Source organism: Microbacterium memoriense, assembly GCF_025398275.1.
GTDB lineage: Bacteria > Actinomycetota > Actinomycetes > Actinomycetales > Microbacteriaceae > Microbacterium > Microbacterium memoriense.
Genome location: NZ_JAODOR010000004.1, coordinates 128,356 through 141,069 on the forward strand (window position 1 = coordinate 128,356; position 12,714 = coordinate 141,069).

The 12,714-nt window shown below is 68.7% G+C and carries 14 protein-coding genes; 8 read left to right on the forward strand and 6 right to left on the reverse strand.

The genetic code is table 11. The features are described from left to right. The first annotated feature begins 116 nt into the window (after positions 1 to 116). Positions 117 to 1,388, forward strand: coding sequence for a citrate synthase (locus N4R40_RS03315; protein ID WP_407665831.1), 1,272 nt, complete (start codon positions 117 to 119; stop codon positions 1,386 to 1,388). 191 nt (positions 1,389 to 1,579) lie between these two features. Beyond that, positions 1,580 to 2,692, forward strand: coding sequence for a hypothetical protein (locus N4R40_RS03320; protein WP_261605941.1), 1,113 nt, complete (start codon positions 1,580 to 1,582; stop codon positions 2,690 to 2,692). 69 nt (positions 2,693 to 2,761) lie between these two features. Here the strand turns inward: N4R40_RS03320 and ppk2 are convergent, their stop codons facing one another. Together ppk2 and dapD are read right to left on the reverse strand one after the other, a co-directional pair. Then, positions 2,762 to 3,553, reverse strand: a complete 792-nt coding sequence (ppk2, locus tag N4R40_RS03325) for a polyphosphate kinase 2 (RefSeq protein ID WP_261606212.1) — start codon at positions 3,551 to 3,553, stop codon at positions 2,762 to 2,764. A 53-nt stretch (positions 3,554 to 3,606) separates the two neighbouring features. Next, positions 3,607 to 4,551, reverse strand: coding sequence for a 2,3,4,5-tetrahydropyridine-2,6-dicarboxylate N-succinyltransferase (gene dapD, locus N4R40_RS03330; RefSeq protein WP_261605942.1), 945 nt, complete (start codon positions 4,549 to 4,551; stop codon positions 3,607 to 3,609). Between the two features lie 43 nt (positions 4,552 to 4,594). Here dapD and dapE point away from each other — a divergent pair, with 43 nt between their 5' ends. The 3 genes from dapE to N4R40_RS03345 all read left to right on the forward strand — a co-directional run bounded on the left by dapE (position 4,595) and on the right by N4R40_RS03345 (position 7,135). Further along, positions 4,595 to 5,668: a succinyl-diaminopimelate desuccinylase gene (gene dapE / locus N4R40_RS03335; RefSeq protein ID WP_261605943.1), complete on the forward strand. Its 1,074-nt coding sequence runs from the start codon at positions 4,595 to 4,597 to the stop codon at positions 5,666 to 5,668. Next, positions 5,665 to 6,870, forward strand: coding sequence for a hypothetical protein (locus tag N4R40_RS03340; RefSeq protein ID WP_261605944.1), 1,206 nt, complete (start codon positions 5,665 to 5,667; stop codon positions 6,868 to 6,870). The genes dapE and N4R40_RS03340 overlap by 4 nt, the downstream gene beginning before the upstream one ends. Before the next feature lie 91 nt (positions 6,871 to 6,961). Then, the gene (locus tag N4R40_RS03345; RefSeq protein ID WP_261605945.1) at positions 6,962 to 7,135 is read left to right on the forward strand and encodes a DUF3117 domain-containing protein; all 174 of its coding nucleotides are present in this window, start codon (positions 6,962 to 6,964) and stop codon (positions 7,133 to 7,135) included. 86 nt (positions 7,136 to 7,221) lie between these two features. Here the strand turns inward: N4R40_RS03345 and N4R40_RS03350 are convergent, their stop codons facing one another. Next, the gene (locus N4R40_RS03350) at positions 7,222 to 7,857 is read right to left on the reverse strand and encodes an O-methyltransferase (protein WP_261605946.1); all 636 of its coding nucleotides are present in this window, start codon (positions 7,855 to 7,857) and stop codon (positions 7,222 to 7,224) included. Between the two features lie 70 nt (positions 7,858 to 7,927). Here N4R40_RS03350 and N4R40_RS03355 point away from each other — a divergent pair, with 70 nt between their 5' ends. Beyond that, a complete protein-coding gene (locus tag N4R40_RS03355) occupies positions 7,928 to 8,305 on the forward strand; it encodes a twin-arginine translocase TatA/TatE family subunit (protein ID WP_261605947.1) in 378 nt (125 codons plus the stop codon). A gap of 9 nt (positions 8,306 to 8,314) precedes the next feature. Here the strand turns inward: N4R40_RS03355 and N4R40_RS03360 are convergent, their stop codons facing one another. The 3 genes from N4R40_RS03360 to N4R40_RS03370 are packed head-to-tail and all read right to left on the reverse strand — an operon-like array spanning position 8,315 to position 11,252. Then, the gene (locus N4R40_RS03360) at positions 8,315 to 9,451 is read right to left on the reverse strand and encodes an Mrp/NBP35 family ATP-binding protein (RefSeq protein WP_261605948.1); all 1,137 of its coding nucleotides are present in this window, start codon (positions 9,449 to 9,451) and stop codon (positions 8,315 to 8,317) included. Then, positions 9,448 to 9,981, reverse strand: coding sequence for a DUF1003 domain-containing protein (locus tag N4R40_RS03365; RefSeq protein WP_261606213.1), 534 nt, complete (start codon positions 9,979 to 9,981; stop codon positions 9,448 to 9,450). The genes N4R40_RS03360 and N4R40_RS03365 overlap by 4 nt, the downstream gene beginning before the upstream one ends. Continuing rightward, positions 9,981 to 11,252 (reverse strand): magnesium transporter MgtE N-terminal domain-containing protein, encoded by a 1,272-nt coding sequence (locus tag N4R40_RS03370; RefSeq protein ID WP_261605949.1) that lies wholly within the window; start codon positions 11,250 to 11,252, stop codon positions 9,981 to 9,983. The genes N4R40_RS03365 and N4R40_RS03370 overlap by 1 nt, the downstream gene beginning before the upstream one ends. Before the next feature lie 74 nt (positions 11,253 to 11,326). Here N4R40_RS03370 and N4R40_RS03375 point away from each other — a divergent pair, with 74 nt between their 5' ends. Both N4R40_RS03375 and N4R40_RS03380 read left to right on the forward strand, forming a co-directional pair. Continuing rightward, the gene (locus tag N4R40_RS03375; protein WP_261605950.1) at positions 11,327 to 12,049 is read left to right on the forward strand and encodes a general stress protein; all 723 of its coding nucleotides are present in this window, start codon (positions 11,327 to 11,329) and stop codon (positions 12,047 to 12,049) included. Next, complete coding sequence (locus N4R40_RS03380) at positions 12,049 to 12,705, forward strand: alpha/beta hydrolase family protein (RefSeq protein WP_261605951.1); 657 nt, start codon at positions 12,049 to 12,051, stop codon at positions 12,703 to 12,705. The genes N4R40_RS03375 and N4R40_RS03380 overlap by 1 nt, the downstream gene beginning before the upstream one ends. Positions 12,706 to 12,714: the final 9 nt, after the last annotated feature.

Genomic DNA, 12,714 nt, shown 5'->3' on the forward strand with positions numbered 1-12,714 from the left:
TCCTCTCACATCCGGCATCCTTTGGGGCGGATCGGAGTAGGCCCGAGTGGCCGCTAGGCTGTAAAGACCCCCAGAGAACGCAAGGAGGCTTCGTGACCGATACGGGAAACCCCCAGATGGCCACTGTCACAGTCGGTGACAGGACCGCCCAGCTGCCGATTCTGGCAGGTTCCGAAGGGGTCCCGAGCGTCGACTTCTCGACGTTCACGAAGCAGACCGGTCACACGAGTCTGGATTACGGCTTCGTCAACACGGCGGCGACCAAATCGGCGATCACCTACATCGACGGCGATGAGGGAATCCTCCGATACCGCGGGTACCCGATCGAGCAGCTCGCCCAGGGCAGCACGTATCTCGAGGTCGCGTGGTTGCTGCTGTACGGGAACCTCCCCACCGCCGACCAGCTCGGCGACTGGGACGACAAGATCCGGCACCACACGCTGCTGCACGAAGACCTGAAGCGGTTCTTCTCCTCGCTGCCGCACACGGCGCACCCCATGTCGGTGCTATCCGCGGCGACGGCTGCGCTGTCGACGTACTACGAGGGCCAGTCAGATCCGAACAACCCCGAGCACGTCGAGCTCAACACGATCCGCTTGCTGGCCAAGCTTCCCGTGATCGCGGCCTACGCGCACAAGAAGAGCATCGGCCAGGCGTTCCTGTATCCCGACAACACGCTCAGCTTCGTCGACAACTTCCTGAAGCTCAACTTCGGCAACCTCGCCGAGGTCTACCAGGTCAACCCCGTCACGTCGCGTGCCCTCGAGCGGTTGCTGATCCTGCACGAAGACCACGAGCAGAACGCGTCGACGTCGACCGTGCGTCTCGTCGGATCGACCGGGGCGAATCAGTTCTCCTCGATCTCGGCGGGCATCAACGCGCTGTACGGCCCGTTGCACGGCGGCGCGAACGAGGCCGTGCTCGACATGCTGGCGCGCATCCGCGATTCGGGTGAGAGCGTCGAGCGCTTCGTCGAACGTGTAAAGAACAAGGAAGACGGCGTGAAGCTCATGGGCTTCGGGCACCGCGTCTACAAGAACTACGATCCGCGTGCGAAGCTCGTCAAGGAGTCCGCCGACGAGGTCCTCACCGAACTCGGTGTGCACGACCCGCTGCTCGATCTCGCGAAAGAGCTCGAGGAGATCGCGCTCAACGACGACTACTTCCGCGAGCGTCGCCTGTACCCGAACGTCGATTTCTACACGGGCGTGATCTACAAGGCGATGGGTTTCCCGACGCGCATGTTCACGCCGCTGTTCGCGATCGGCCGTCTGCCGGGCTGGCTCGCGCACTGGACCGAGATGCAGAACGATCCGCAGACGAAGATCGGTCGCCCCCAGCAGCTGTACGTCGGCTCCGGCGCCCGGGACTACCCCGGCGCGAGCTGAGGCGCGGGCGCTCCGGCGCGCGGACTCCGCGCCCGCGATCTGTGCGTGCTCCGCGCAGATTAGGACAATGTCATCAGATTCGGATGCGGGAGCGCTCCCGCATCCGAATCTGTTCACTCCGTCCGATTCCGGTCCCTCGATCCACATCCGGGGACGGCGGACGGTCCCTCGTTTCATGGCAGGATCGCGGAATGAGTGATGACCTCCTGGCAGGGCCCCGCGGACGCAGGATCTGTCTCGAGCTGGCGCGAGAGGTCGACGAGCGCGCGCGGCACGCGCTGTTCGAGCTGGAGTACAACGCGGATGTCGCCGCCGGGGCGTCGATCGTGCGCTTCGGGTGGACCGACGACGGCGGCACGTTCGAATCCCGCGGTCCGATGGACACAACGGCATCCACCGGCGACCTCGCCGCGCTCATCCGCTCGCTTCCGCCCGTCGAGCTGACCGCGCCCGTCATCGACGAAGCGCTGCGACGCTCGGTCGACTTCGCGCGGTACTGGCAGTCGCCCGACGGCGCCGACCTCGTGGCCGCCGATCCCGACGTCTGCGCCGCGCTCACCGCGATCGCGGCGCAGGTGACCTCCCATCCCGCGGCCGAGTGGTGGACGCGCGACCGGACCGAGAGACAGTGGGCCGTGGAGTTCGACTCCGCCGGAGACCTCTCGCCGTTCGCACTCCCGGTGGATGCCGCGGCGCGGTGGAGCGACTCGACCCGCGCCGAGGAGGAACAGGCGGCGCGGGAGCGGCCGACCGACCCGGCGGCGAACGTCAGCGGCCACTGGTGGTCGCACCCGAGGGGTGCGCCGCACACGACGGGGGAGCGGCCGGACGGTGTGCCCACCGGCATCCCCTACGTCGAAGACGGCTTCGGGTGGACGCGTGCCGTGGCGATTCCCGTCGCCGGAGGGGGTCGCACCTACGAGATCCGCTCCGAGCGCGACTGGGCGGAGCTCTGCCGCCGGTATCCCCTGGAAGTCACCGCGAGTCGCCGCCATGATTGGTATCGGACGACCGGACGGGCGGGCAGGTGGCTCTTGCCGGACTGGGGGCGCGTGGCGGGCGAGTGGGATGCGGTCCACCTCACCGCGTGGGCCTACCTGACGGCCGCAACCCGAGAGATCGTCGTCGACGACGAGTATTCCTCGGTCATCGGCGGGTGGGCGCCCGACGAGACCTACTGGCTCAGTGGGCTCGTGCGTCCGGGTGCCGGGCCGCCCGTCGTGTGGACGGCCGAGGACCCGGTCGGCCCCTGGCATCGCGGGGCGCCACGGATTCGGGGATTGTCACCAGATTCGGATGCGTGACGCCTTCGCCATCCGAATCCACGGCATCCATCCGAATCCGGTGCACGCGGGTGAGTGTCGTGCGCCGGCCTACTCGGCGGCTCTGAGCTTTGCGGCGTAGTCGGGCACGTAGTTCTGCGCCTCGCGCGGCGGACGCTCGTACCCACCGGAGGGCGGGCGCGGGGGGATATCGATCGGCTCCCGCTCGACCAGCTCGTACGGCACCTGGGAGAGCAGATGGTGGATCATGTTGATCCGGCCGCGCCGCTTGTCTTCGTTGTCGACCTCGTGCCAGCGCGCTTCGGGGATGTCGGTGTGCACGAACATCGTGTCCTTCGCGCGGGAGTAATCTTCCCACTTCGTGATCGACAGGACATCGGTGGGGGAGAGCTTCCACCGGCGCATCGGGTCGTCGTTGCGCGAGCGGAATCGCTGCTCCTGTTCGACGTCCGAAACACTGAACCAGTACTTCAGCAGGATGATGCCCTCTTCGACCAGCATCCGCTCGAAAATCGGGGCCTGGTGCAGGAAGCGGTGATACTGCGCGTTCGTGCAATAGCCCATGACATGCTCGACTCCGGCCCGGTTGTACCAGGAGCGGTCCATCAGCACGATCTCGCCGGCCGCGGGCAGGTGCGCGATGTAGCGCTGGAAGTACCACTCGGTCTTCTCGCGCTCGGTTGGGGTCGGCAGCGCGACGATGCGCGTGACGCGGGAGTTGAGGTATTGCGAAACGCGGCTGATCGTCGAGCCCTTGCCCGCGGCGTCACGTCCCTCGAAAATGATCACGACACGCGCACCGGTCGCCTGCACCCACGCCTGCATATCGACCAACTGCGCCTGAAGCGCTTTGATCTCCCGCTCGTACAGCTTCTTCGGCATGCGCGTGGTCATGGGCAGAGCCTAGCCGTGTCGTGCGCACGCGCGCCCGGTGATCAGGCGTGCAGGGCTTCGTTCAGTGTCACTCCGACGCCCGCGCGCCGGACCGCCTCGATCGCGCCGGTCAGTGAATTGCGGCGGAACAGGATGCCGTTCTGCCCGGACAGCTGCACGCCCTTGACCACGGGGTGCGTGCCGTCGTGGAGCGGCGGCTCCGACGCGAGGGAGATCTTCGAGCCGGCCGTGACGTACAGGCCCGCCTCGACGACACAGTCATCGCCGAGCGAGATGCCGATACCCGCGTTCGCGCCGAGCAAGGTGCGCGAGCCGATTGAGACGCGGTGCGCGCCACCGCCGGACAGGGTGCCCATGATCGACGCGCCGCCGCCGATGTCGCTGCCGTCACCGACGACGACACCCTGCGAGATCCGTCCCTCGACCATCGAAGCGCCGACCGTACCGGCGTTGAAGTTGACGAAGCCTTCGTGCATGACGGTCGTGCCGGGAGCGAGGTGGGCGCCCAAGCGCACGCGCGATGCATCCGCGATCCGGACGCCGACAGGTGTGACGTAATCGGTCAGTCGGGGGAACTTGTCCAGGCCCTGCACCTGGATGCCGGCGCGCAGCAGGGAGCCGCGCAAGTGGCGGAGATCATCCGGGTGGACGGGTCCGGCGTTGGTCCACGCGACGTTCGGCAGATGCGCGAAGATCCCGGTGAGATTCAGCTCGTTCGGGGCGACGAGCAGGTGCGACAGCGCGTGCAGCCGCAGGTAGGCATCGCTCGTGCTGGTGGGGGCGGCATCCAGATCGATGTCGACGATGACGACCTCGGTGCGCACCGCGCGACGCTCGTCGTCATCGACGAGCGCATCGAGCTGCGCCGTGTCGACATCCTCGGGGGAGCGGCCGAGGGCCGGCTCCGGGAACCACGTATCCAACACGGTGCCGTCCTGCGAAATCGTCGCCAGTCCCGCGCCCCACACCCATCGCTGTTCAGTCACCCCACCAGGCTAGCGGGCGAGGCGGCTCGATAGACTCGGGCCCATGCCTGCGCTGGATCTGACCTCTTCTTCCGTCGACCTGACCCGCACGATCTGCGACATCCCGAGCGTTTCGGGTGACGAGAAGGTGCTCGCCGACCTGATCTTCGACGCGATGACCGCGCTCGACCACCTCGAGGTCTACCGCGATGGCGACACGATCGTCGCGCGCACCCAGCTCGGCCGCGCCCAGCGTGTCGTCATCGCGGGGCACATCGACACGGTTCCGATCAACGCGAACGTTCCGACGCGGGACGCCGTCATCGACGGGGAGGCTTACATCTGGGGCCGCGGCACGGTCGATATGAAGGCCGGCGTCGCCGTGCAGCTGAAACTGGCAGCCGAACTCGTCGACCCTCGCGTCGACATCACCTGGATGTGGTATGACCACGAAGAAGTGGATGCTGACCTCAACGGTCTCACGCGGCTCGCCGCGACGCGCCCTGACCTGTTCGCCGGTGATTTCGCGATCTTGGGCGAGCCGTCGGGGGGACAGGTCGAAGGTGGCTGCAACGGCAACCTCCGCGCCATCGTGCGCACGCACGGCGTCCGCTCGCACAGCGCGCGCTCGTGGATCGGTGAGAACGCGATTCACACAGCCGCGCCGATCCTGGCCCGACTCGCGGAGTATCGGGCGCGGGAGATCGATGTCGACGGACTCGTCTATCGCGAGGGGTTGAACGCCGTCCGCATCACCGGGGGGATCGCCGGCAACGTCATCCCCGACTTGTGCGAGGTCGAGGTCAACTACCGGTTCGCCCCCAGCCTCACCGTGGAGCAGGCGTCCGATCATGTCCGCGATGTCTTCGCGGGCTTTGACGTCGAGTTCGTCGATCGCGCCGCCGGCGCTCGTCCGGGGCTCGACGCGCCCCTCGCGCAGGAGTTCGTCGCCGCGGTCGGCGCCGAACCGCGACCGAAGTACGGGTGGACCGATGTCGCGCGGTTCTCGGCGATGGGTGTCCCCGCGGTGAACTACGGTCCCGGGGACCCGCACCTGGCGCATCACGACGAGGAGCGCGTTCCCGTGGCGCAGATCGAGGACGTCGAGCGCGGCCTGCGCGCGTGGCTCAGCACGTGACGTCTCGCGCATCGCGCGCCCTGCCGCCGGTCGCGTTGCGCGTGGCGATCGTGTACGTCATCGCGCGTCTGATCACGACCGGGTTCTTCCTGGTCGCCGCAGCGCTGTCGGGCCCGGATTCGCGCTTCGGCGCCGACGCGACGCTGGGCTCCCTTTCGATGGGATGGGACTCGCAGTGGTACTGGCTCGTCGGCACAACGGGTTACCCGAGCACACTTCCCCTCGACGATGCGGGCAACGTCACGCAGAACACGTGGGCGTTCATGCCGGTGTACCCGGTGCTGACGCGGGCGCTGAGCGTTGTGCTCGGCGGCTCGTACCCGCTCGCGGCGGTACTGCTGGCGTTGATCGCGGGATACGTGTCGTGCCTCGTCCTGTTCCATCTGCTGCGCGAGCGGATCGACGACACCTCGGCGCTCTGGGCCGTGGTGCTGTTCACTGCGGGCCCGTTGGGTGCGCTCTTTCAGATGGGATACGCCGAGACGCTCTTTCTGACCCTCCTGTTCCTGGCGCTGTGGGCGCTCGTGCGTCGGCGCTTCGTCTGGCTGTACGCGCTGATCCCGGTGATGGGGTACACCCGCCCCGGCATTCTGGCGTTCGCGCTTCTCCTGGGGCTCTACGGGATCTACCGGTGGTGGCGACGGCGCATCGATCCCCTCCCGACGCGTGAAATCGTCCACATCGTCGCGCTCGGCCTGCTGGCGACGGCGGTCGGGTTCTCGTGGCAGCTGATCGCAGGGATCGTCACCGGTGATCCGTCCGCGTACATGGACACCGAGCTCTCCTGGCGTCAGAGCTGGACGGGAGACCGCGAGAGCGGATTCGTGCCCTTCTCCGGGTTCATCCACGCCGCCGCGATCTGGTTCCGCCTGTGGGGGCTGCCGGAAGCCCTGGGCTACGTCGCCCTGTTCGTGGCCGTTGTCGCGGCGGCGGCGGTGTTGCTCTTCTCGCGGCATGTCCGCCGGCTCGGACCCGAAGTGCGTCTCTGGTCGGCGAGCTACCTGATCTACCTGCTGGCGGTGTTCTTTCCCCAGTCCAGCATCTTCCGTTTGCTCATGCCTCTCGCGCCGCTCTCCGGGGCTGTCGCGCTCCCGAAGTCGACCGTGTGGCGGGTGAGCATGCTGCTCCTCGGCCTGGTGGCGCAGGCGTGGTGGATCTATCAGATGCTCGCTCTCGGCAACACCTATACCCAGATCCCCTGACGTTCCGGGGCGGGAGCGGTCCCGTGAGCGTCGGGAGTCGTGAGAACCGGGTAAACTTGCAGAGTAGTACTCTGACGAAAGGGAGCCCGCAATGGCAGCCATGAAGCCGCGCACCGGAGACGGACCGATGGAGGCCGTGAAGGAGGGACGCCTCATCATCGTGCGCGTCCCACTAGAAGGCGGCGGACGCCTGGTCGTGTCGGTCAACGACGACGAGGCCAAAGAACTCCACGGCGTTCTTGCTGGGGTCGTCGGCGCAGCCTGACCCCACATCGCCGAAACGGCCGGTCCTGGTGGACCGGCCGTTCGTCGTTCCCGCTTCAGATGAAGGCGGGGAACCGGCGGCGCGCGTCAGCGCCGGTCGGTTGTGGTCAACTGCAGCAGGCCTTCGCCGACGATCGACAGGGCGCCGAGGACGGCGGGGGATGACTGCGTCTCCTGGATGAGCGAGCGATAGGAGTTCGTGAGGGCATCACGGCGGACGGGATCGGCGACCGCGCCACCCGCGAGAACCCGGGGGACCAGGACGGTGCCGCCGGCCCGGACGAGCCGCAGGCCGTGTTCGACATACTCGATGACGCCCTCGGCATCCGCGTCGACCAGGACGATGTCGTACGACGCCTCGTTCATCCGGGGGAGGACATCGGCCGCGCGTCCCGTGATGAACCGTGCACGCGCCGGCGGGATCTTCGCGTCGGCGAATGCCACCCGGGCGGCGGCGAGGTGCTCGGGCTCTTTGTCGATCGTCGTGAGCGTTGCGCGAGGGGAGCCATGGAGAAGCCACAAACCGGAGACACCACCGCCAGTGCCGATCTCGACGATGTTGAGGGCCGCCGTGGTGGCGGCCAGCACGGCGATCTGCGCGCCGATCGGCGCGCTGATCGGGTCGGCACCGAGCTCGACCGCGTGCGCGCGCGCACGAGCGATCGACTCGGGCTCGGTCGTCACTTCATCGACGAACCTGCGGATCGCGTCGTACTCGGCCATGTTGCCCTCCACTGCCAGCGTACGGGGCGGGGCGTGATCGGAGCGTCAGGCGCACGGGTAACCTGGAGCCATGTTCTTCGGGATCGACGGGGACAAGCTCCTGCTCATCGCGATCGTCGCGGTGCTCCTTGTCGGCCCCGAACGCCTGCCCAAATACGCCGAGGCCCTGGGGCAGTTCACGGTGCGGGCACGCGAATGGCTCGGGGGAGCCAAAACCCGCGTGAAAGAGGAGATGGGCGAAGACTTCGACGACATCGAGTGGCGCAAGCTCGATCCGCGCCAGTACGATCCTCGCCGCATCATCCGCGACGCCCTCCTGGATGACGCACCCGTCCCGACTGTGCAGGCCGCTGCGGCCGGCGCGGCGATCGCCTCGACCTCGCCCTCGATGCCGGTGACGGCGATGGATCGCACCCTCCCGGTGCCCTTCGACTCCGAAGCCACCTGACCTACCGGGTCAGGTGGGCGTGACGGGGAGCGCGCGGCCCGCAAGGCCGCGGGAGGCGCGCGCAAGGTGGTCCGCCACCGCACTGATCGCCCGTGCTGCGGGGTCGTCCGGCGCGCTCACGACGACCGGCGCACCCGTGTCGCCTCCGGAGCGGAGGGCGACGCTCAGCGGGATCGAACCGAGGAGCGCGACCTCGGCATCCCCCGTCGACAACGCCGCAGCGACGGCCTGTCCGCCGCCCGACCCGAAGAGATCGAGCGTGCTGCCGTCGGGGAGGGCGAGCGCCGCCATGTTCTCGATGACGCCGATGACGCGCTGACCTGTCTGCCGGGCGACCAGGCCGCTGCGGACCGCGATGTCGGCGGCGGCGGCCTGCGGCGTCGTGACCACGAGGACGTCGGCGTGCGGAAGGAGTTGGCCGACCGAGATCGCGACGTCACCCGTGCCGGGCGGCATGTCGATCAGGAGGATGTCGAGGTCGCCGAAGAAGACGTCCGTGAGGAACTGCTGAACGGTGCGGTGCAGCATCGGTCCGCGCCACGCGACGGCGGATGCGGCCTGATCCCTCGGCAGGAACATCCCGATCGAGATGGTCTTCACCCCGTGGGCCACGGGCGGGAGCATGAGGTCATCGATCCGCGTCGGCTGTGGCGGTAAGCCGTCGGGGTCGATCAGGCCCAGGAGAGCCGGGATCGAGAACCCATGGACGTCGGCGTCGATCAGGCCGACCGCGAGGCCACGGGCGGCCAGGGCGACGGCGAGATTGGCCGTGACGGTCGACTTGCCGACACCGCCCTTGCCGCTCGTGACGGCGATCACGCGCGTGAGCGAGTCCGGGCCGAACGGCATCTCGCGCCCACGCCCGCCGCGGAGCCGCTCGGTCAGCGCGGCCCGCTCTGCGGACGTCATCACCCCGATCGTCAGCGCGACCTCGCTGATGCCGTCGACGGCGGATGCAGCATCCCGCACATCGCGGGCGATGCGGTCGGCCGCCGGACACCCGACGATCGTCAGCGCCACCTCGACGTGCGCCGTGGTGCCCGCGACCTCGACCGTGCGGATCATGTCGAGTTCGGCGAGCGGCCGCCGCAGTTCGGGATCGGTGACGGCGCCGACCGCGCCGCGCACGGCGTCGGTGAGGGTCATGAGGCGCCGGGATCCTCGCGCGGCTCGCGTTCGTCCAACTGCTCGAGGAGCGCGCGCAGTTCTTGACGGAGCACGTCCCGCGTCATGACTTGCTCGGTCATGTCGGTCAGGGCCATGCGCAACGCCACGACTTCCCGCGCCAGGTATTCCGTGTCGGCGAGGTTGCGCTCGGCACGCTGACGGTCCTGCTCGATCTGCACGCGGTCGCGGTCATCCTGGCGGTTCTGGGCGAGAAGGATGAGGGGGGCGGCGTACGACGCTTGAAGCGACAGCATGAGCGTCAGCGCCGTGAACCCGAGGGCGGCGTCGTCGAAGCGGACGGAGTCCGGGGCCATCGTGTTCCAGGTGATCCACGCGACGCAGAACAGCGACAGGATGAGCAGGAAAGTGGGCGTGCCCATCGCGCGGGCAATCCACTCGGTGAACCGGCCGAACCGGTCGCGCGACGGCTGCGGCGTGCGGGGCGCGCGCGCGAGGACACCGGACCGGCCGCGCGGGTCTTCGAGCGTGACCTTCGACGCGCGCGCCATCATCGCTGCGCCCCCGCCGGTTGCGCGTCGGTCTCATCGCCGTCGTGCGAGCGCCAGTCCTCTGGCAGCAGGTAATCGAGCACGTCGTCGACGCTCACGGCGCCGACGAGGCGGTGGGCCTGATCGATGACGGGCAGCGAGACGAGGTTGTAGCTGGCCAGCATCCGCGCGACTTCCGCGGCGGAGGCCGTCGCCGCCACGGCGTCGACCGTGTCATCGATGATCGCGCCCAGGCGCTCGTGTGGGGGATAGCGCAGCATCCGCTGGAAGTGGACGGTGCCGAGCAACCGCCCGGTCGGGGTCTCGTACGGCGGGAGCGTGACGAAGACCGCCGCGGCCAGCGCCGGGTGCAGTTCGTGTCGACGGATGAGGGCCAGAGCTTCCGCCACGGTCGCATCGGCGGACAGCACGATCGGCTCGCTGGTCATAAGCCCACCGGCCGTGTCGGGGCTGTACTGCAGGAGCGCTCGGACGTCTTCGGCCTCTTCGGGCTCCATCAGTTCGAGCAGTTCCTCGCGCTGGTCCTCCGAGAGCTGTGCGAGGACGTCGGCCGCGTCGTCGGGCTCCATCTGGTCCAGGATGTCGGCGGCGCGCTCATCGCCCAGCGCCTCGAGGATGTGGACCTGATCGTCCTCCGGCATTTCCTCGAGCGCATCGGCGAGCCGCCCGTCGGAAAGCTCTTCAGCCACCTCGAGGAGCCGCTCGTCGGGCAGATCGAGCAGCGTGTTGGCGAGGTCGGCGGGCTTGAGTTCGGAGTAGGTGGCCACGAGTTGTTCGGCCGACTGCGCCTGACCGGGGGACTGCTCCTCACGCACGTCCGACCAGGCAGCAAACGTCGTCGGCCCCTTCGCGAACGGAGTCGCGCTCGTCTTGGGCTTGCGGAGGAACAGCTGGCCGACATCCCACTCACCGAGTCGACTGCGCTCGATCGCGACGTCCTCGATGACGGCGTGGCCGGAACCGTCGCGGAAGTAGACCTTGCGGCCGAGGAGCTCTGCCATGACACGCACCTCGCCACCGCGCGGCTGGAAGCGGCGCACGTTGATCAAGCCCGTCGTGATGACCTGGCCCGTCGCGATCGAGGTGACCCGACCGATCGAAAGGAAGACGTTGCGGCGCCCGGGGATCTCGACGACGAGCCCCACGACCCGCGGCGGATCGTCTTTGCGGTAGATGACGACGACATCCCGGACCTTGCCGAGCCGGTCGCCCGCGGGGTCGAAAACGGTGCAGCCGGTCAGGCGTGCCACGAAAACCCTCTGCGTACTCACGTCTCCAGCGTAGTGCGCGCGGGGTCCCGTGGCCCGGCCGGTTCGGCGTCGGTCTTGCGTGACAAGATGGATGGATGAGCATGATCGGCGGCACCCCACAGGAGCACGGCGAGAAGATCGCGGAGCACGCGACGTACCAGGGCGCACAGAAGATCGTGTCGCAACTGATCGCGGCCGACATCCCCGCGAAAGATATCGCGATCGTCGGTCGTGGCCTTCGCTCGGTCGAGAGCGTGACGGGCAGGCTGGGCTATGCGGCTGCCGCCCGTTCCGGCGCGATCAACGGCATCCTGCTCGGCTTGCTGTTCTCCGCGATCTTCGTGCTCGGCACACCGAATGCGGCCATCCAACTGTTCATCGGTGTCATGCTCGTCGGCATTGCCGTCGGCATGCTCCTGAGCATCATCACGTACACGCTCGTGCGCCGCCGCCGCGATTACACGTCGATCACCCAGGTGATCGCCGACCAGTACGAAGTGACGGTGCTTCCCCGGTCGATCCAGCGCGCGCGGGAGACGATCGGTCGCGGAGGACCGCAGCCGGCGCCCGGACTTCCGGCTCCGGCGGTGCCGCCGGCATCCGAGCAGCCAGAATACGGGGAGCGTGCCCGCCCGCTGAGCCCGCCGCAGTATGGCGAGCGCGTCGATCCGGCCGCGGAGCCTCCGCCAGAGCGGGTCGATCCCGCTCCCGAACCGGTTGTCCCGGAACGCGTCGATCCGCTGCCGCCGCCGCAATACGGCGAGCGGGTCGATCCGGCGCCTCAGCCGCCGGAGGCCGCGGGGGAGCAACGCCGCTGATGATCGGCGTCGCCCTGCCAACGGGCACGGTCGACGTCTCGATCGTGCTGGACGCGCCGGCGGACCCGTGGACGGCGCTCGCCCTCGCGCACGGAGCCGGGGCCGGGATGGACCATCCGTTCCTTCAGGGTGTCGCCGAGGCTTTGGCCGCCGAGGGGGTCGCCGTGCTGCGCTTCATGTTCCCCTATCGGGAAGCGGGGCGGCGGATGCCGGGGCCTGCGGCGCACGCCGTGGCGACCTGGGCGGCGGTCATGACGGACCTCGAGACCCGCGTGCCCGGCGTGCCCCGATTCGCGGCCGGGAAGTCGTATGGCGGGCGGATGGCTTCGATGGCCGCCGCCGAAGGCGTGATCGCGCCGGCGGGTCTCATCTACCTCGGGTACCCCCTCCACGCGCCGGGCAAACCTGAGGCGCCGCGCGCTGCGCATCTGCCGCGGATCTCCGCGCCGCAACTCTTCCTCGAGGGCACGAACGACCCGTTCATCCAACCGATCGCGCAATTCGAGGCTGCCGTCGCGACGTGCCAGGATGCCGGCGTGCTCTGGACGCCCGGCGGGGGACACTCGTTCGAGGTGAAGGGCGCGGCCCGGGCGCCCGAGGCCGTGGGCGCCGAGATCGCGGGTTCCCTCGTCCCGTGGCTCCGCGCGCACGTGTAGCGGCAGCGC

Excerpts from the sequence above, each read along its gene's own strand:
- N4R40_RS03315 (WP_407665831.1), top strand. The coding sequence starts at position 117 with ATGGCCACTGTCACAGTCGGTGACAGGACCGCCCAGCTGCCGATTCTG.
- N4R40_RS03320 (WP_261605941.1), top strand. The coding sequence starts at position 1,580 with ATGAGTGATGACCTCCTGGCAGGGCCCCGCGGACGCAGGATCTGTCTC.
- ppk2 (WP_261606212.1), bottom strand. The coding sequence starts at position 3,553 with ATGCCGAAGAAGCTGTACGAGCGGGAGATCAAAGCGCTTCAGGCGCAG.
- dapE (WP_261605943.1), top strand. The coding sequence starts at position 4,595 with ATGCCTGCGCTGGATCTGACCTCTTCTTCCGTCGACCTGACCCGCACG.
- N4R40_RS03345 (WP_261605945.1), top strand. The coding sequence starts at position 6,962 with ATGGCAGCCATGAAGCCGCGCACCGGAGACGGACCGATGGAGGCCGTG.
- N4R40_RS03350 (WP_261605946.1), bottom strand. The coding sequence starts at position 7,857 with ATGGCCGAGTACGACGCGATCCGCAGGTTCGTCGATGAAGTGACGACC.
- N4R40_RS03355 (WP_261605947.1), top strand. The coding sequence starts at position 7,928 with ATGTTCTTCGGGATCGACGGGGACAAGCTCCTGCTCATCGCGATCGTC.
- N4R40_RS03360 (WP_261605948.1), bottom strand. The coding sequence starts at position 9,451 with ATGACCCTCACCGACGCCGTGCGCGGCGCGGTCGGCGCCGTCACCGAT.
- N4R40_RS03365 (WP_261606213.1), bottom strand. The coding sequence starts at position 9,981 with ATGGCGCGCGCGTCGAAGGTCACGCTCGAAGACCCGCGCGGCCGGTCC.
- N4R40_RS03375 (WP_261605950.1), top strand. The coding sequence starts at position 11,327 with ATGAGCATGATCGGCGGCACCCCACAGGAGCACGGCGAGAAGATCGCG.
- N4R40_RS03380 (WP_261605951.1), top strand. The coding sequence starts at position 12,049 with ATGATCGGCGTCGCCCTGCCAACGGGCACGGTCGACGTCTCGATCGTG.